This window comes from Brevundimonas sp., assembly GCF_965279155.1.
GTDB lineage: Bacteria > Pseudomonadota > Alphaproteobacteria > Caulobacterales > Caulobacteraceae > Brevundimonas.
Genome location: NZ_OZ257138.1, coordinates 3050666 through 3068245 on the forward strand (window position 1 = coordinate 3050666; position 17580 = coordinate 3068245).

19 protein-coding genes and 2 riboswitches are annotated in these 17580 nt (G+C 66.7%); of the genes, 3 read left to right on the forward strand and 16 right to left on the reverse strand.

Translation table 11 applies throughout. The features are described 5' to 3' along the window. Positions 1 to 51: 51 nt before the first annotated feature. The 7 genes from ACQY72_RS14755 to gcvT all read right to left on the reverse strand — a co-directional run bounded on the left by ACQY72_RS14755 (position 52) and on the right by gcvT (position 6808). Positions 52 to 519 carry a DUF6789 family protein gene (locus ACQY72_RS14755; protein WP_428154487.1) on the reverse strand — a complete coding sequence of 156 codons (468 nt, stop codon included), beginning with the start codon at positions 517 to 519 and terminating at the stop codon, positions 52 to 54. 135 nt (positions 520 to 654) lie between these two features. Continuing rightward, positions 655 to 1059 (reverse strand): hypothetical protein, encoded by a 405-nt coding sequence (locus tag ACQY72_RS14760; protein ID WP_428154489.1) that lies wholly within the window; start codon positions 1057 to 1059, stop codon positions 655 to 657. Between the two features lie 203 nt (positions 1060 to 1262). Next, entirely contained in the window at positions 1263 to 2180 is a 918-nt protein-coding gene (locus tag ACQY72_RS14765) for an SDR family oxidoreductase (protein ID WP_428154490.1), read from the reverse strand. A 66-nt stretch (positions 2181 to 2246) separates the two neighbouring features. Continuing rightward, positions 2247 to 3815: an aminomethyl-transferring glycine dehydrogenase subunit GcvPB gene (gene gcvPB / locus ACQY72_RS14770; RefSeq protein WP_428154491.1), complete on the reverse strand. Its 1569-nt coding sequence runs from the start codon at positions 3813 to 3815 to the stop codon at positions 2247 to 2249. A gap of 12 nt (positions 3816 to 3827) precedes the next feature. Continuing rightward, the gene (gene gcvPA / locus ACQY72_RS14775) at positions 3828 to 5174 is read right to left on the reverse strand and encodes an aminomethyl-transferring glycine dehydrogenase subunit GcvPA (protein WP_428154492.1); all 1347 of its coding nucleotides are present in this window, start codon (positions 5172 to 5174) and stop codon (positions 3828 to 3830) included. A gap of 142 nt (positions 5175 to 5316) precedes the next feature. Continuing rightward, positions 5317 to 5682, reverse strand: coding sequence for a glycine cleavage system protein GcvH (gene gcvH / locus ACQY72_RS14780; protein ID WP_428154493.1), 366 nt, complete (start codon positions 5680 to 5682; stop codon positions 5317 to 5319). Between the two features lie 10 nt (positions 5683 to 5692). Then, positions 5693 to 6808 (reverse strand): glycine cleavage system aminomethyltransferase GcvT, encoded by a 1116-nt coding sequence (gcvT, locus tag ACQY72_RS14785; protein ID WP_428154495.1) that lies wholly within the window; start codon positions 6806 to 6808, stop codon positions 5693 to 5695. A 55-nt stretch (positions 6809 to 6863) separates the two neighbouring features. Beyond that, positions 6864 to 6949: riboswitch (glycine riboswitch) on the reverse strand. Between the two features lie 4 nt (positions 6950 to 6953). Beyond that, a riboswitch (glycine riboswitch) is annotated at positions 6954 to 7051 on the reverse strand. A 105-nt stretch (positions 7052 to 7156) separates the two neighbouring features. On the opposite strand from gcvT, the gene ACQY72_RS14790 reads away from it, so the two are divergent. From ACQY72_RS14790 to ACQY72_RS14800, 3 genes are all read left to right on the forward strand, one after another. Continuing rightward, the gene (locus ACQY72_RS14790; protein WP_428154496.1) at positions 7157 to 8194 is read left to right on the forward strand and encodes an alpha/beta hydrolase; all 1038 of its coding nucleotides are present in this window, start codon (positions 7157 to 7159) and stop codon (positions 8192 to 8194) included. Between the two features lie 206 nt (positions 8195 to 8400). Then, positions 8401 to 9366, forward strand: a complete 966-nt coding sequence (locus ACQY72_RS14795) for a class 1 fructose-bisphosphatase (RefSeq protein WP_428154497.1) — start codon at positions 8401 to 8403, stop codon at positions 9364 to 9366. After that, entirely contained in the window at positions 9366 to 9998 is a 633-nt protein-coding gene (locus ACQY72_RS14800) for a nicotinamidase (RefSeq protein WP_428154498.1), read from the forward strand. The genes ACQY72_RS14795 and ACQY72_RS14800 overlap by 1 nt, the downstream gene beginning before the upstream one ends. Before the next feature lie 6 nt (positions 9999 to 10004). Here ACQY72_RS14800 and ACQY72_RS14805 read toward each other — a convergent pair whose 3' ends face one another. The 9 genes from ACQY72_RS14805 to lspA all read right to left on the reverse strand — a co-directional run bounded on the left by ACQY72_RS14805 (position 10005) and on the right by lspA (position 17572). Continuing rightward, entirely contained in the window at positions 10005 to 11306 is a 1302-nt protein-coding gene (locus tag ACQY72_RS14805) for a type VI secretion protein ImpB (RefSeq protein WP_428154500.1), read from the reverse strand. Between the two features lie 219 nt (positions 11307 to 11525). Further along, on the reverse strand, positions 11526 to 12539 hold the full coding sequence (locus ACQY72_RS14810) for an adenosine deaminase (RefSeq protein ID WP_428154501.1): 1014 nt from the start codon (positions 12537 to 12539) through the stop codon (positions 11526 to 11528). Continuing rightward, complete coding sequence (locus ACQY72_RS14815; protein WP_428154503.1) at positions 12529 to 12957, reverse strand: type II toxin-antitoxin system VapC family toxin; 429 nt, start codon at positions 12955 to 12957, stop codon at positions 12529 to 12531. Before ACQY72_RS14815 ends, ACQY72_RS14810 begins: the two co-directional genes overlap by 11 nt. Continuing rightward, on the reverse strand, positions 12954 to 13190 hold the full coding sequence (locus tag ACQY72_RS14820; protein ID WP_425984937.1) for a FitA-like ribbon-helix-helix domain-containing protein: 237 nt from the start codon (positions 13188 to 13190) through the stop codon (positions 12954 to 12956). Before ACQY72_RS14820 ends, ACQY72_RS14815 begins: the two co-directional genes overlap by 4 nt. A gap of 50 nt (positions 13191 to 13240) precedes the next feature. Next, positions 13241 to 15043 (reverse strand): arginine--tRNA ligase, encoded by a 1803-nt coding sequence (argS, locus tag ACQY72_RS14825; RefSeq protein WP_428154505.1) that lies wholly within the window; start codon positions 15041 to 15043, stop codon positions 13241 to 13243. Continuing rightward, positions 15044 to 15724, reverse strand: coding sequence for a Tat pathway signal sequence domain protein (locus ACQY72_RS14830; RefSeq protein ID WP_428154506.1), 681 nt, complete (start codon positions 15722 to 15724; stop codon positions 15044 to 15046). It abuts the gene before it with no gap. Positions 15725 to 15832: 108 nt separating this feature from the next. Next, the gene (locus ACQY72_RS14835) at positions 15833 to 16276 is read right to left on the reverse strand and encodes a PaaI family thioesterase (RefSeq protein ID WP_428154508.1); all 444 of its coding nucleotides are present in this window, start codon (positions 16274 to 16276) and stop codon (positions 15833 to 15835) included. Between the two features lie 74 nt (positions 16277 to 16350). Further along, positions 16351 to 16917: a DUF3035 domain-containing protein gene (locus tag ACQY72_RS14840; RefSeq protein ID WP_159849999.1), complete on the reverse strand. Its 567-nt coding sequence runs from the start codon at positions 16915 to 16917 to the stop codon at positions 16351 to 16353. Positions 16918 to 17086: 169 nt separating this feature from the next. Then, a complete protein-coding gene (gene lspA / locus ACQY72_RS14845; protein ID WP_428154510.1) occupies positions 17087 to 17572 on the reverse strand; it encodes a signal peptidase II in 486 nt (161 codons plus the stop codon). Positions 17573 to 17580: the final 8 nt, after the last annotated feature.

Consider the following 17580-nt stretch of genomic DNA (forward strand, 5'->3'; position numbering starts at 1 on the left):
GGCCCCCGACGGCGACGTCGGGGGCCTTTTTCTTGAGCGATTAAATCGCGCTCAGTGGGCGTGTGCGCCGCCGATGATCGTGGTGCCCAGACGCTTGTCGCGCGCCACCAGCCGGGCATAGACATTGCCCAGCACGATGCCGAACACAGCGTGGGTGATCAGCAGCCAGGCGAAGGTGCCGAAGCCGGCGCCGGCCGTGAAGGTCCGGTAGTTTCCGAACATGACGATGGCCGCCATCATCAGCACCCAGGCGCCGACGGCGAAGACGATGCCCTTGGTCTCGGGCGTATCGGTCGGCAGTCGGGGACACAGGATGGCGAACAGCGGCCCCAGGATGAAGACGCCGCTGATGACGTGGACCACCCACCCGGCGGCCAGATTTCCCGGCATGCCCATCATGCTGGCGATGACCCCCTGGAAGGGATCGAACCAGTTGAGGAACAGATTGGGTATTTCGAGCAAGGATACGGCCATGGTCGCCGCAAATCCGGCGATCAGACCCTTTTGTACGCGTGACATCATGACCTTAGCGCCTCCCAACGCATGAGTGGTTCTCTGATAACGCGCAGACAGGATACGCCTGACGGGGGAGGACTGCGTTCACGTTGCCGTGGTTAGCGGTTGCAGCAACGCAACCGCAACAATATCCGCTAACTAGCGGAACAGCTTGCGGAAATACCGCCGAACCTGTTTGCGACCGCGCGACAGGCGACGACCGGACCGCTTGGTCACGACTTTTTCGGCGCGCAGGGCCTGTTGCCAGAAGACGGGCGCGAACTCCGGCTTCTTCCGCATCAGGCGGCGGAACGGATAGACCCATTTGGGGCGGGCATACTGGGCGCGAATGAATTGGCGCTTGGCCCAGAACGAGCTCTTCAGGATCAGCATCAGGCCCACGGCGATGACCGGAATCCCGCCGGGACCCGGCAGGGGCGCGATCAGAATCCCCAGCAGCACCACGAGCAGGCCGCCGATCATCAGCGCCCAGCGTTTCACCAGGCGCAGCGTGCGGCTGCGCGGTTTCGAAGGCTGAGCGAGGAGAACGGAGAGGGAGGTCACGAATACGCCAGATGGGGAGGGGAGGTTGTCATGACAACGGTCGCCACGGCCGCGCGATCCCTCGTCGGGAAAGGAAAAGGCGGCCGTGACGACCTTGCCACAAACCTCTTAAGGCTCTGCGTCGATGGCGGATCGGTGTCCGCTGAATGACGCTTTGGTCATGAACCGCAGTCGTTCGCCGGCTGTTGCCGATGCGACACGGATCAGCCGTAGCGGACGCCGGTCAACCGCTCGGATTCCGCCCAGAGCCGGCGCGCGACCTCGGCGTCGCGGGCCTGGGGCTTGATGACCGCAACGCCCGGCGGGCCCTTCATCTCCTGAAAGCCCGTGGGGCCGTAATAGGCGGCCGGGGCCACGTTCGGCAGGGTCGCGGCCATGAGGATCGGCAGGGCGCCGTCAGCGGCGGAATGGCTGAGCACGCCCTCCAGCAGCCGCGCGCCGCGTGCGAACAGGCCGGGCTTTCCGGCATGACCGTTTGTGATCAGGTCGGTGCGAGCAAAGCCGGGGTGGGCCGCGACGCTGGTCAGACCCCACCCTTGCGCGTCGCTGCGGCGCTGCAGTTCGATGGCGAACATCAGCATGGCCAGCTTTGACTGCTGATAGACGGACCAGGGGCTGTAGCCGGTCGTAGCGTTCAGGTCGTCCAGTCGGATATGGCCGCGGCGGTGCGCGACGCTGGACAGTTGGATGACGCGTGCCTGGGCTTGGGTCAGCAGGGGCAGCAGCCGTCCAGTCAGGGCGAAGTGGGACAGGTAGTTGGTCCCGAACTGCATCTCAAAGCCATCAACGGTCGTCTGACGCGTCGGCAGAGCCATGATCCCGGCGTTGTTGATCAGGATGTCGATGGGCCGTCCGGCCGCCAGATGACGATCGGCGAAGGCGGCCACGGACGCCAGGTCGCCGAGGTCGAGCAGGTCGAATCGGACATTGGCGGCCGGATGACGCGCGCGAATCAATCGCTCGGCCTCGGCGCCCTTGTTCGGATTGCGGGCCGCCAGCACCACCTCGGCGCCCTTTGCGGCCAGTACGAGAGCGGTTTCCAGTCCCAGACCGCCGGTCGCGCCTGTGATGATGACAAGCTTGCCGGAAATGTCGGGAATGTCGTTGGTGGTCCAGGTCATGACCATGACCTAGTGCGAGATCGAGGCCGCGTCAGCCCCTTCCCGAAGGAAGGGGCGACTTGCAGATTACGCCGCCTGGTTCGACCCTGCCGGCGCGGACCAGCGTAGGACCGGCGAGCGGGCGGCGCGGGTTTCGTCCAGGCGTTTTAGCGGGGCGTGGAAGGGCGCGCCCTTGAAGCGATCAACGTCGCCGGCCTTCGCCGCCTCGGCCAACAGGCGCATGGCGTGGATGAAGCGGTCCAGTTCGGCCTTGGACTCGGTTTCCGTCGGCTCGATCAGCATGGCGCCGTGGACGACCAGGGGGAAATACATGGTCATTGGGTGGAAGCCCTCGTCGATCATCGCCTTGGCGAAGTCGAGCGTGGTGATGTCCGTGCCCTTCAGCCATTCGTCGTCGAACAGGGCCTCGTGCATGCAGGGGCCGTCGGGGAAGGCGGCGCTCATCAGGTCCGACAGGCGGGCCTTGATGTAGTTGGCGTTCAGGACGGCGTCCTCCGCCACCTGACGCAGGCCGTCGGCGCCGTGCGACATCATGTAGGACAGGGCGCGCACATACATGCCCATCTGGCCCTGGAAGGCGCACAGACGGCCGAAGGCCTGAACCGCTTCGTCTTCCTCGCGCTCGATCAGGCGATAGCCATCAGCGTCGTGCACGACCCATGGAGCGGGGGCGAAGGGCGCGAGGGCTTCCGACAGCACCACCGGACCGGCGCCCGGACCGCCGCCGCCGTGGGGCGTCGAGAAGGTCTTGTGCAGGTTGATGTGCATGGCGTCGACGCCCAGGTCGCCGGGACGGACCCGGCCGACGATGGCGTTGAAGTTGGCCCCGTCGCAGTAAAAATAGGCGCCGGCCTCATGCGTCAGGCGGCTGATCTCCAGGATGTCGCGCTCGAACAGGCCGCAGGTGTTGGGGTTGGTCACCATGATGGCGGCGACGTCGTCGCCCAGCTTCGACGCCAGGTCCGCCACGTCCACGCGGCCGTCCTCGGTCTGGGCGACCTCGACGACGGTGTAGCCGACGAAGGCGGCGGTCGCAGGGTTGGTGCCGTGAGCGGATGTCGGCACCAGCACCTTGCGGCGCTTCTCATGCTGGCCCGAGGCCTCATGCGCGGCGCGGATGGCCATCAGGCCGCACAGTTCGCCGTGCGCGCCCGCCTTGGGCGACAGGGCGACGGCGGGCATGCCGGTCAGGGTCTTCAGCCAGTGGGCCAGCGTATCCATCAGCTCCAGCGCGCCCTGGACCGTCGAGATCGGCTGCAGCGGGTGGATGTCCGAGAAGCCGGCTAAACGCGCCATCTTCTCGTTCAGGCGCGGGTTGTGCTTCATCGTGCACGAACCCAGCGGATAGATGGCCAGGTCGATGGCGTGGTTCTTTTGGCTCAGGCGCACATAGTGGCGCATGGTTTCCGGCTCCGACAGGCCGGGCAGGCCGATCGGATCCTTGCGGACCAGGTCGCCCAGGTCCGAGCCGTCCGTCTTGGGTTCTGGCAGATCGACGCCGGTCTTGCCCCAGCCGTCGCCCTCGAAGATCAGGGCCTCGTTCTGCAACAGGCCGCGGCCGCCGGTCAGGGTGGCGGGCTTGGACTGGACTTCGTTGGGGGCGGTCGGGCGGCCGATGGTGTTCATGGTGCTCATGGTCGTTATCCCTTACGCGCCGAGGACTTTGGAGAGCGACTTGGCGAGGATCTGGATGTCGGCATCCAGCGTCGTCTCGGTCGCGGCGACCAGAAGGACGTCGTCCATGCCGGCGTCGGGGGCCAGGCGGCTGTAGGGCACGCCGGCCAGGATGTGATGGCCGGCCAGGGCGTCCACGACCTCGGCCGCGTTTCGGGGCAGGCGCACCGCGAACTCGTTGAAGAAGCGCGAGGTCAGGATTTCGACGCCGGGAATGGCCGCCAGGGCGTCGCGCGTGGCGACGGCCTTCTCGTGGTTCAGCAGGGCCAGTTTGCGCAGGCCCGTCTCGCCCAGCAGGCTCATGTGGATGGTGAAGGCCAGGGTGCAGAGGCCGGAATTGGTGCAGATGTTCGACGTCGCCTTGTCGCGGCGGATATGCTGTTCCCGCGTTGACAGGGTCAGGACGAAGCCGCGCTCGCCGTCGGCGTCCACGGTCTCGCCGGTCAGGCGGCCGGGTATCTGGCGGATCAGCTTCTCGCGCGTGGCGAACAGGCCGACATAGGGACCGCCGAAGTTCAGGGCGTTGCCGATCGACTGGCCCTCGGCCGCGACGATGTCGGCTCCCATTTCTCCGGGCGACTTCAGCAGGCCCATCGATACGGCCTCGGTGACCACGACGATCAGCAGGGCGCCGGCGGCGTGCGCGGCCTCGGCGATCTTGGTCACATCCGTCGCCGTGCCGAAGACGTTCGGGGTCTGCACGACGACGCAGGCCGTGTCGGGACCGATCTGGTCGATCACGGCGGCCTCGGCGTCGATGGCGGCGGCCAGGACTTGGGTCTCGACGCCGACGGCGTGGACCACGGTCTCGGTCGCCTTGACGTAGTGGGGGTGAACGCCGCCGCTGATCACCGCCTTGTTGCGGCGGGTCACGCGGGTCGCCATCAGCACGCCCTCGGCCATGGCGGTCGAGCCGTCATAGAGGCTGGCGTTGGCGACCGGCATGCCGGTCAGGTTCGCAACCTGGGTCTGGAACTCGTACAGGTACTGAAGCGTGCCCTGCGCGATTTCCGGCTGGTAGGGGGTGTAGCTGGTCAGGAACTCCGAGCGCTGGATCACATGATCCACCGTCGCCGGGACGTGGTGCTTGTAGGCCCCTGCGCCGCAGAAGAAGGGCACGGCGCCGGCCGTGGCGTTCTTGGCCGCCATGGCGGACAGGGCGCGCTCGACCTCCAGCTCGCCCGCCACGCGGGGCAGGTCCACCGGCCCGTCCAGCCGCGCCGCCTCGGGCACGTCCACGAACAGGTCGTCGATCGATTTCGCGCCGATGGCGGCGAGCATCGCCGTGCGGTCGTCGGGCGTCAGGGGGAGATAACGCATTTTCTAATCCGCTCATCCCCGCGAAAGCGGGGACCTAGTGCTTTGGGCGACCAATGTGGCCGGTGATGTTTCCGCTCATCCCAGCACTGTTCTTGCGAAAGAACTGGGTCCCCGCTTTCGCGGGGATGAGCGGAAGGGGAAATCAGAGGGTCTTTAGGAACTCGTCGTAGGCGGCCTGGTCCATCAGGGCGTCCAGTTGCGAGGCGTCCGAGACCTTGATCTTGGCGAACCAGCCGTCGGCTTCGGCGGCCGAGTTGACGGTTTCCGGGGCGGTCGACAGGGCGTCGTTGGCCTCGACCACTTCGCCCGAGACGGGGGCGTAGACGTCCGAGGCGGCCTTGACGCTCTCGACCACGGCGAAGCTGTCGCCCTTGGCGACGGTCTTGCCGACCTCAGGCACCTCGACGAACACCACGTCGCCCAGGGCGTCGGCGGCGTGCTTGGAGATGCCGACGGTGGCGATGTCGCCGTCCAGGCTGACCCACTCGTGATCCTTGGTGAACTTCATGATCTGATCCTCAGACGGTCTTCGGTTTGCGGTAATAGCGTTGCGCCACGAAGGGCATGGCGACGACTTCGGCGGCGGCGGTCTTGCCGCGCACGATGACCTTCAGGTCCGCGCCCAGCGCGGAAAACGCGGGGGGAACGAAGCCCATGGCGATGTTCTTGCCCAAGGTGGGGGAGGGGCCGCCCGAGGTCACCTTGCCGATCACATTGCCGTCGATGTCGGCGATCTCGGCGCCTTCGCGGGCCGGGGCGCCTTCCTTGACGATCAGACCGATGCGGACGCGCGAAGGACCGTCGGCCAGTTCCTTCAGGATCCGCTCGGCGCCGGCGAAGTCGGCGCGTTCCTTGCGCGACTTGGAAAGGGCGAAGGTCAGGGCGCCTTCGACCGGCGAGGTCGTCGGGTCGATGTCATGGCCGTGCAGCGGCAGGCCGGCTTCCAGGCGCAGGCTGTCGCGTGCGCCCAGGCCGATCGGCTTGACGCGGGCGTCTTCAAGGATCGTGTTCCAGACGCGCTCGGCCTGGTCCGCGGGGATTGAAATCTCATAGCCGTCCTCGCCCGTATAGCCCGAACGCGAGACGTAGCAGTCGGCGCCGAACAGCATCAGGCGGGCGCATTCCATGAAGCCCATCTCGGCCAGGATCGGCTCATGCGCGGCCATGACCTCGGCGGCTTCCGGCCCCTGGATGGCGATCAGGGCGCGGTCCAGCACGGTCAGCCTGGCGTCGCCTTCAAGGTTCGCGTTCCAGAAGGCGAAGTCCTCGTCCTTGTTGCCGGCGTTGACGACGACGAACAGGCCGTCGTGGTCGGGACGGCCGGCCATCAGGTCGTCGATGATCCCGCCATCCTTGTTCAGCAGCAGCGAATACTTCTGCTTGCCGGCCTTCAGGATCGCATAGTCGCCGGGCACGAACCGCTCGAACTGGGCGGTCGCGTCGGCGCCGGTGATCTTGCACTGGCCCATGTGCGACACGTCGAACAGGCCGGCGTGTTCGCGGGTCCAGCGGTGCTCGGCCAGCACGCCCTCATACTGAACCGGCATGTCATAGCCGCCGAAGCCCACCATGCGAGCCCCCAGGGCGCGGTGCGCGGCGTTCAGAGCGGTCGTCTTCAGGGTCTGGTCGGTCATGGTTCAGGCTTTCACGGTCGCGTGTTGTGGCGGAGCTCCGCCGTCCTCGCGCCCCCGCTGTCCTGAAGCCTGAGAGATTCCGGCGACCAAATCATGTCGCCTTGCTCCGTCGGCGCGCCCATCAAGAGCGACTTTCCAGCGTCCGTATGCTGTCGCGGTCCGTTTGCCTGAGCGTTTCCGGGGCGGTTGCGCCTTCGGCGTCGAGGCCTGTTTCCAGACTCCGAACTCTCCCGCGAGAGCGCTCGACCTAAGGCATCGACTCTGGCCCCAAGTCAAGCGGTCGGGGAACAAGGATGCGTGGGGCGGGTTGTCGTTAAGAACCCCCGTTCGAAACCCAGGAATTCCAAAATGTCGATTATAGACAAGCTGTTCGGCGACAACGACAAGCCGCGTGACACCCCCGCCAAGGCCGATGGCCCGATGCAGAAGGTGCTGGACGAACTGGCGTCTCTCGGCGGCAAGCCGATCGAGACCCTGTCGCCGGCTGAGGCGCGTCAGCAACCGACCCCGACCGACGCCGTGAAATCCCTGCTGCGCAAGGACGGCAAGGACCCCAGTGGCGATCTGGGCGTCAAGACGACCGACATCACCATTCCCGGCGCCGCCGGCCCGATCCAGGCCCGCATCTACAAGCCGCACGACCATTCCGAGGACAAGCTGCATCCGGTCGTGGTTTATTTCCACGGCGGCGGCTTCGTGATCGCCGATCTGGACGTCTATGACGGCGGCCCGCGCGGCGTATCCAAGATGGCCGATGCGATCGTGGTCTCGGTCCACTATCGCCAAGCCCCGGAACACCATTTCCCCGCCGCCCACGACGACGCCCTGGCCGCTTATCGCTGGGTGCTGGACAACGCCCAGAGCTTTAACGGCGACCCGCAGAAGGTGGCGGTGATGGGCGAAAGCGCAGGCGGCAACCTGGCCATCGGCGTGTCGATGATGGCGCGCGACGCTGGCCTGCCTGCGCCCAAGCATCAGGTGCTGGTCTATCCGGTCGCCGGGGTGGACATGGACAATGAATCCTACGTCGAGAATGCCGACGCCAAGCCGCTGAACAAGCCGATGATGAAGTGGTTCGTGAAGCACATCTTCGCCAACGAGGCCGACGCCCAGGATCCGCGCATCAATATCGTCGAGAAGGCGAATCTGGCCGGCCTGCCGTCCTCGACCGTCATTTGCGCCGAGATCGACCCGCTTCGCACCGAAGGCGAACTGCTGGCCGAGAAGCTGGAACAGGCCGGCGTGGACGTGCGTCACAAGACTTTTCACGGTTCGACGCACGAGTTCTTCGGCATGGCGACGGTCGTGCCGGACGCAGCTGCGGCCCAGACCTTCGCTGCACATGAGCTGAAGCGGGCGTTCGGCACGGCGATCCTGCCGATCTGATCCTCCAACACCATCCCGTCATCCTCGGCCTTGTGCCGAGGATCCATACTCCCGGTACTCGCCGGTGCGCCGCGTCTTCGACGGAGCGTATGGATCCCAGGCACAAGGCCTGGGATGACGGCGGGAGGGTGCGGAGAGGGTTTCTGTCTTGCCGTCGCGCGTCTCGCCCGCCAAGAACGGGCGAACTTCAGAACCGGATCGACCGCATGACCCGCACAAGCCTCGACGCCCACATCGCCGCCCTGGACGCGCCCGAGGGTCTGAAGACGGTCCTGACCGTCGTCGCCGCGACCTGTTCAGAGATCAGCAAGGTCGTCGCCGGCGGAGCTCTGGCTGGGGCGCTCGGCGCGTCGGGCCAGATCAACGTCCAGGACGAGGAGCAGAAGAAGCTCGACGTCATGACCAACGACATGCTGACCAACGCCCTGCTGGCCAGCCCCGCCGTCGCCGGCGTCGCGTCCGAGGAGATGGACGAGGTCCAGCCCGCTTCCAATCCGGCCGGCGAATATCTGGTGCTGTTCGACCCGCTGGACGGCTCGTCCAACATCGACATCAACGCCCCCGTCGGCACCATCGTCTCGGTGCTGAAATCGACGACCGCGACCCCGACCGAGGCCGACTTCCTGCAGTCGGGCCGCAATCAGGTCGCCGCCGTCTATGCCGTCTATGGGCCGCAGACGATGCTGGTGCTGACGACCGGCGCGGGCGTGAAGGGCTTCACCCTGTCGAACGACGGTGACTGGCTGCTGACCCACGACGACATCGCCATCTCGCCCGACACCAGGGAGTTCGCCATCAACATGTCGAACCTGCGCCATTGGTCCGAGCCGGTGCAGACCTATGTGGGCGACCTGTTGAAGGGCGAGGACGGGCCGCGCGGCAAGAACTTCAACATGCGCTGGGTCGCGGCCATGGTCGCGGATGTGCACCGCATCCTGATGCGCGGCGGGGTCTTCCTTTATCCGTGGGACAAGCGCGAGCCGAACAAGCCGGGCAAGCTGCGCCTGATGTACGAAGGCAATCCGATGGCCTTCCTGGTCGAACAGGCCGGGGGCAAGGCGACGACGGACGGGGTGCAGGCGATCCTGGACGTGCAGCCGGAACATCTGCACCAGCGCATTCCGGTGGCGCTTGGCTCAGCCAACGAGATCGACGCCTACGCGGGCGTGTGATGCAGATCGCGGCGACAGACGCCCTTCTGGTCATCGACCCGCAGAACGACTTCTGCGAGGGCGGCAGTCTGGCGGTCGCGGGCGGGGCGGGGATCATGCCGCTGATCAATCGGCTGGCGGATCGGTTCGACCGCGTGGTCGTGACCCAGGACTGGCACACGCCGGACCAGATTTCGTTCGCCTCCAACCACCCCGGCGCGACGCCCTTCACCGAGATCGAGGTCGGTTACGGTCGCCAGATGCTGTGGCCCGATCACTGTATTCAGGGCTCGCCCGGCGCCGGCTTCCATCCCGATGTCGCGCCGACGGTCGAGAAGGCCCTGGCCGTGATCCGCAAGGGCTACAATCCGGCGGTCGATTCCTATTCCGGCTTCTTCGAGAACGACCACCACACGCCGACTGGCCTGGCGGGCCTGCTGCGCGAACTGGGCGTGACGCGCGTCTTTCTGGCCGGTCTGGCCTTCGACTACTGCGTCCGCTTCACCGCCGAGGACGCGATGCGCGAAGGCTTCGAGGCCGTGGTCATCTCCGACGCCAGTCGCGCCATCGCGCCCGAAACTGCGGCGGCTGCGCGGGACAGTTTCCGGGCGCTGGGGGTGATGGAGATCGAGGCAGCGTCCCTGCTGGGATAGGGTGGCTCATTCCCAGAAATCCTCCGCTTCCGGGATGCGGGTGAAGGCGATCTTGGCGCCGATATATTCGGGCAGGCCCGCCTTTGGGCCGATGCTGACGGTGTCCTTGCCATAGCGGCGGTTCAGCGCGTCCAGCGCCTGGGACAGGCGCAGGGACGGGGCCTCGCCGCCTTGGTCCGGGCCGGTGTCGAAAAGGTCCGTCTCGAAGGCGTCGCGGGATTTCAGGCCATGAATCCCGACCCCGACATAGCTCAGCCGTCCGGCCTCCAGTTCAGGCTCGACCTTGCGCCACAGGCCATCGAGCGCGGTCAGCAGGGCGAAGGTGTCCTGCGTCGGCGCGACGGCGCAGCTCATGGCCGCCGTCTCCCAGCCCCGGCGGCCGCTTCTCGGCGTGGTCTTCGGCCCCATGTCCAGATGCAGGGTCAGGCTCGCCCCGGTCAGGCCCATCCGCCGCAGTCGCGCCCCGCATTTGACCACCAGCCGCCGCGCCACGGCGCGCGCCTTGTCCGGGGTCCGCATGGCCTGGGCCAGGACGTGGCTGTGGCTGATGGAGGCGGGCGGCTTCTCCGGCGTCGGCTCGCTGTCCAGGCCGTGCAGGCCGCGCCAGATGCGTTCGCCTTCGATGCTGTTCCAGACCGCGCGGGCCTGTCTGGCGCTCATGTCCCACAGGCCGGCGGTATCCGTGACACCCGCCGCCTCCAGCCGCAGTCGCATCCGCGACCCGATCCCGGGATATTTCGACAGCGGCAGCTCCAGCAGCGGGCCGGGCAGTTCGTTCGCCCTCAGGATCGTTAACCCGGCCGGCTTTTTCATGCCGCAGGCGGTCTTGGCCAGAAACCGCGACGGCGCCAGCCCGACGGACGACCGCAGACAGTCGCCGACATTCCCCAGAATGCCCGCCTGAATCCGCCGGGCCAGGGCCACGGCGTTCGCTTCCAGACGCTCCGGGCCGAGCAGTTCGCACGAACATTCGTCGATGGAGCCGACCTTCCACACCGGCACGTGGCGGTCGATCTCGGCCATGATCTTCTTGTGGACCGCGACATAGAGGTCCGGCCGCGCCTCGGCGACGATCAGGCCGGGGCACAGCTTGCGCGCCTCGGACACCCGCATCCCGGCGTGGACGCCCCAGACCTTGCTCTCATAGCTGGCGGCGATGGCGCCGGTGTATTCGCTTTCCGCCGGGCGAACGATGACGGGCTTGCCCCGCCAGTCCGGGTTCATCTGCTGTTCTACGCTGGCGAAGAAGGCGTTCAGATCGACGAACAGCCAGCGTAGGCCCGCGCTGTCTTCGTTCGCCTGCTTCATAGCGAGAACATATCAGGAACATTCAGCGACGGGAAGACAGAGCGATGTCTGGCGCACGCTTTAATCCGTCATCCTCGGCCTTGTGCCGAGGACCCACGGTCAGGCGGATGCGAACATCCAGGTTGGAGGCACAGCCGCTCGCGCTCTCAAAACAATGACGGTGCGGCGGAGGGGTGTATCCTCGGCACAAGGCCGAGGATGACGGGGGAGGGGATGGCGTCAGCCCGCCGCGTAGGCCTCCACCTCCGCCAGGAACGCCGCCTTCTCCGCCTCGCCCAGGAACGACCCCTCGAAACTGTTTCGCGCGAGCAGGGTCACCTGCTCGCGCGTCAGGCCGACCGCCGCCACCAGCCGGCTGTAGTTGTCGTTCACATAACCGCCGAAATAGGACGGATCGTCCGAGTTCAGGGTGACGTGCAGGCCCCGGCGCAGCATCTCTGGGACGGGATGGTCCTTCAGGTCATCGACCACGCACAGTTTCAGGTTCGACAGCGGGCAGACGGTCAGGGTCATCTGCTCGCGCGCCAGCCGCTCGATCAGGGCCTCGTCCTCCATCGAGCGATTGCCGTGGTCCATCCGGTCTATGTTCAGCAGGTCCAGCGCCTCATGGACATAAGCCGGAGGCCCCTCCTCGCCCGCGTGGGCGCACAGTTTCAGGCCCAGCTCACGCGCGGCGGCGAAGACGCGCTGGAACTTGGACGGCGGATGACCGACCTCCGACGAGTCCAGCCCCACGCCGATGAAATGATGCAGATAGGGCTTGGCCGCCTCCAGCGTGGCGAAGGCCTCGTCCTCGGTCAGGTGACGCAGGAAGCTGAGGATCAGACCGCTGCTGACGCCCAGTTCCGCCTTGGCCCGGTCCATGCCCGCGATCAGCCCCTCGACCACGACCCCGAACGGCACACCCCGGTCGGTATGGGTCTGGGGATCGAAGAAGATCTCGGCGTGACGCACAGTGTCGGCGGCCGCGCGCTGGAAATAGGCGAAGGCCAGATCCTCGAAATCCCTGCGCGTCAGCAGCACGGCCGCCCCGGCGTAATAGATGTCCAGAAAGTCCTGCAGGTTCGAGAAGTCATAGGCCGCCCGCACCGCCTCGACGCTGTCGTAGGGAATGGCGACGCCGTTGCGCTGCGCCAGTTCGAACATCAGTTCCGGCTCCAGCGAACCCTCGATGTGCAAGTGCAGTTCAGCCTTGGGCAGGCCGGCGATGTAGGTGTCGAGGTCAGTCGGCATTCAGAACAGTCTTCCAGTTCGACAGGCTGAGTATTTGGACCGACGCGAAATCGGTCGCCTTCGTCTTCAGCTTGGTGTCGGCGGTGATGAGCGGCAGGCCAAGGCGTTCCGCCAGGGCCAGATAGAAGCAGTCATAGACCGCGTGGTCCAGCGCACGTCCGATTTCGAACGCGCGTCCGGCCAGACCATGGACGGGCGAGAGACTGATGCGGGCGCGTTCGATGGCGCGAATGGCCATGGCTGCGTCGTCGGCAGCGTATTCATCCTTGCGCACCTTCTTCCAGAACACATTGGCGCATTCCACGAGAAGCAGGTCCGGGGCGGCCAGAGGCAAGAAACGCAGGTCGAGCGACGCCTCGGCGTCCTCCTCCTTCACGAACCATTTGACGACGACGCTGGAGTCGATGACGGCCTTCACCGCTCGTCTCGCCCTTCACGAACCAGAACTTCGGAGGGCGTATGATGCCGACCGGCCGAGCGGGCGCGAAGGTCGTCGGAAACCCGAATCCAGTCGAACCCATCGGCTTCCTCGGCCGCCGCAGCGGTCAGGATGGCGCGATACTCAGCCTCGGCCGAACGGCCGTTGCGGGCTGCGCGCTGCTTCAGCGCCTGCACCGTGGCTTCGTCCAGATGACGAACATGGATGTTCATGACGGCCTCCAACAGACGATAGCAATGCTATCATACCGCAGGCGTGGTCGCTACATCCGCTCCGGGGTGTCGATGCCCAGCAGGTTTAGGGCGATTTCCAGCTGGCTGAGCGCCGCCGCCGACAGGGCGAGGCGCGAGCGTTTGGTGGCCTCGTCCGGCGCGATCAGGACGGGGCAGGCGGCGTAGAATTTCGAGAAGGACTGCGCCACGCGATAGGCGTGTTCGGCCACCAGGTGCGGCATCCGCTTGTCGTAGGCGTCGGACACGGCGGTCGAGAAGGCGTCCAGCGTCAGGGCCAGGTCGCGTTCGGCCGGTTCGGCGATGACGATGGTGCCGGGCGTCAGCCCCTGTTCGGCGCCCTTGCGCAGCAGGGATTTGATGCGGACCGACTGGTACAGCAGATAGGGGCCGGTCTTGCCCTCGAAGCTCATGAAGCGGTCGAGGTCGAAGACGTAGCTGGTGGTGCGCGCGTTCGACAGGTCGGCGAACTTGAGGGCGGCGATGGCCACCTTGTGCGCGATGGCTTCGAACTCTTCCGGCGACAGGTCGTCGCCCAGCTTGGCCTCGTGCAGCCGCTCGCGCGCCTTGTCCGTCGCCTGGTCGATCAGGTCGCGCAGCTTCAGAACCCCGCCCGCGCGGGTCTTGAAGGGCTTGCCGTCCTGACCGTTCATGGTGCCGAAGCCGAGATGCTCCAGCGCGCCCGGTTCGGCATAGCCGGCCAGATAGGCCGCGCGGAAGACCTGTTCGAAATGCTCGGCCTGACGCTCGTCGACGACATAGAGGGCAAGGTCGGGCGACAGGGCCTTCTTGCGGTCCAGGATCGTGGCCAGGTCGGTCGTGCCGTACATGGCCGAGCCTTCCGAGCTGATGACCAGCAGAGGCGGAGGCGAGGGGGCCTCGATCACCGAGCCGTCGGCCAGCTTCTTCTTGCGGGTTTCGCCCGGCTTGGCGACGTGCACCACCTGGGCGCCGTCGTCCTCGACCAACAGGCCGGTCTCTTTCAGGTGCGACAGCATTTCCGGCATCTGCGGGTCGGCGTCGCTCTCGCCGTTCCACAGGTCGAAATCGACCGACAGGTCGCCGTATTCACGCTTCAGCGCCTCACGGCTGACCGCCACGAAATGCGACCACAGGGCGCGATAGCCGGGGCGGCCGTTCTGCAGTTCCGCCGTCGCCTTGCGGGCGCGGTCGCGGAAGGCCGGGTCTTCCTTGGCCTTGCCGGCGGCCAGCGGATACAGCCGGTCCAGATCGGCCAGGGTCACGGGGCTGTCGGCCGGGAAGGGACCGTCGCCCTCCGCCAGGAAGCCATCGGCCAAGCCTTCGTCGCCGCAGGCCGTGATCAGCAGCCCCATCTGGAAGCCCCAGTCGCCGAAGTGGGCGTCGCCGGTGACGTGATCGCCCCGGAAGCGGAATAGCCGTTTCAGGCTCTCGCCGATGATGGCGCTGCGCAGGTGACCGACGTGCATCGGCTTGGCGACATTGGGACCGCCGAAGTCGATCACCACCTTGCGCGGATCGGCGACGACGGCGGCGCCGGCGTGCTCGGCGTCGGCCGCGACCTCGGCGGCGCGTTCGGACAGAAGCGCGTCAGAGAGCTTCAGATTGATGAAGCCCGGCCCCGCCACCTCGACCGAGGTGAAGCGCGGATCGGCCGTCAGGCGTTCCGCGATCTTCGTCGCCAACTCGCGCGGATTGGCCTTCAACGCCTTGGCGGCGGCCAGGGCGCCATTCGACTGGAAGTCGGCCAGGTCTGGACGGTCGGACGGCGTGACACGCGCCAGGGCCGCATCCACGCCTTCGGCGGCGAAGGCGGCGGCGACCGCTTCGCTGAGTACGGTCTTCAGATCGGCCATTTATTCGCTCGGCGCGGCGGCAGGGGCGGGCGCGGCGGGCGTCGCGCCGGCGTTGACGCGGAAGCGGCTGCCCGAGCGATTGAACTCGGCCATTTCCGGCGTCACGTCGAAACCGACCAGGATTTCGAAGTTTCCGCCGCTGGTGTCCACGCCGGCGCGCGGGATGACGATAGTGCGTTCCTCGGTGACCGAGGCGGTGCGCTGGCCTTCGAAGTTCACCGGCAGGTCGAAATATTCCTTGGACAGGATGGCGCTGTTCCGTTCGGTCACGGCGATCCAGTAGCGATAGGTGCGTTGGTCGCTGGCCGCCTGAGGCCCGCGGCCCAGCTGGAACAGCATGCCGATGTCGACGCGAATCGGATCGGCCTCGCGATATTCGCAGTCCGAGGTGATGCCTTCGATCTCGCCGGTGTAGCCGACGTTGGAAATGGCGGCGCGACCGCCCTCCAGCTCGACGTAGCGGGCGGCGTCGTAGAGGATTTTCACATAGGGGCAGGGACCGGCATTAGCGCGGCGACGCAAGGGAGCGATGCGCGGTGCGCGGCTGGGGGCGGCTTCTTCGCCCGAGGCCGGCTGTTGCTGTCCCCCACGGTCGCGGGGCGAGGTCTGGGCCTGGGCGGCGGCGGGCAGGACGGAGGCCGCAATCGAGAGGGCGGCCAGGGCGGTGAACACGCGACGCATCAGCTTATTTTTCCGACAGCGAGAGAGGGCGCCCGATGATCGGCGGCCGATCATCAACGCTCGCCGCTGATAGCGGCTAAAGCGAGGCGCGGCAAACCTTCGCTGCGCTTAGCGGTCCATGACCAGGCAGGTGGACGTCGCGGTCGCATACAGCTTGCCGTCCAGTCCGCGCAGATCGGCCTCGGCGAAGGCGTCGCGGCGACCGGCCTGGACGATCCGCCCCTCGGCCCTAACCGGCGTGCCCGCGCTCAGCGCCTTGTGAAACACGGTCTTCAGTTCCAGCGTCGTATAGGTCTGGCCCGGCCGCAGCGTCGAATGGACCACGCAGCCGCAGGCCGAATCCAGCACGGTCGCGATCCAGCCGCCATGGACGCTGCCCAGCGGATTGTAGACGGCGGTGGTGGGGATGGCCTCGAAGACGACGCGGCCTTCCTCGACCTCTGTCAGTTCGAAGCCGACGGTGCGCGCGATCGGGGCGATCATCCCGCCGGTCAGGCCGAGGCGCAACTGCTCCACGCCGGACAGGGCGGCGATGTCGGTGGGCTCGGTCATGCAAACGGCTCCTGATCAGGTCCGTTTACAATAAGGACGGACGCCCGCGTGGCAAGCGTCCGTCGTCTGCGATCTTACAGGCCGGGTAGCTTGAAGCCGCCGCTGCGGCGCGGCTGGATCGTGATGGCCTGCTGGCCGCCGGTCAGGGCCTGAAGCCGTGCGGCCTCGGTGGTCGCGTCGATGGTCTTCTGGCCTTCGGCGGTCTGGCGCGTGGTGGGAGCCTGGGTCGAGGCGTCGTCCTTGCGCCAGAACATCAGGCGGTTGGCGAAGCTTTCGTCCTTGTGCGCCAGGTCGCCGAACTCGTCGTCGACGACGTAGCGGGCCAGGGGGTCGGCCTGTTCGCCGCCGGCCTGGGCCACCAGAACCTGCTCGCCCGGCGTGCGGGTGACGGCCTGACGCTGACCCAGAAGGATCTGACGCGCTGCGCTTTCGGGGGCCAGTTCCTGCGGGCGCGGCTGGCCGGGCGCGGGCGGGCGCAGGCCGTACTCGGGCGGGATGCTGAGCGGGGCGGTGGAGACGGTGACGAACTCGTCCGGCACGACCTTGGTCAGGCCGATGCCCTGCTTCAGGCTGCCGCAGGCCGAAACGGCAAGCGCGGAGGAGGCGACGAGGGTCAGGACGGCGACACTGCGGATACGCATGGTTTCAGGCTCTGGTCGGCTGATGCACGAGGCGCTGCGAGAGCGCCGTTGGCATAGTGAAGACGGGGTGATTACGACTTTTCGGGGGCTACGCCAACCTCGGAGCCTGATCGGCCGAGCGGCGATCCCGTCGAGGCCGTGAATCAGGCTCGAAAAATGGAAAGCCGGCTCAGGCTTTCGCGGGCTTGTCCGACACCAAGCTGTCCAGAATCAGCAGGACCACGCCGATGGTGATGGCGCTGTCGGCGACGTTGAACACCCAGGGGAAGACGCCCGTGCCCGAGAAGTCGATGAAGTCGACGACGTAGCCGAAGCGGATCCGGTCGATCACATTGCCCAGCGCCCCGCCCATGACGAAGCCGATGGCGGTGATCAGCAGGCGACGGTTCGACTGGGTCGCCCACCAGGCCAGGCCCGCCGAGACGACGATGGAGAAGATCACCAGGCCCCACCGGGCTTCGCCTCCGCCGAACAGGCCGAAGCTGACGCCGGTGTTCTCGACCCAGCTGAAGTTCAAGATGGGCGGCAGCACGGGGATGCGCCCGACCTCCTGCAGCATCAGGCCGCTGATGATCCAGGCCTTGGTCAACTGATCCAGGACGATGATCAGAAGGGCGAACACATAGGCGGTGACGGCGAGGCGCGTGATCTTCATGCGGCGCG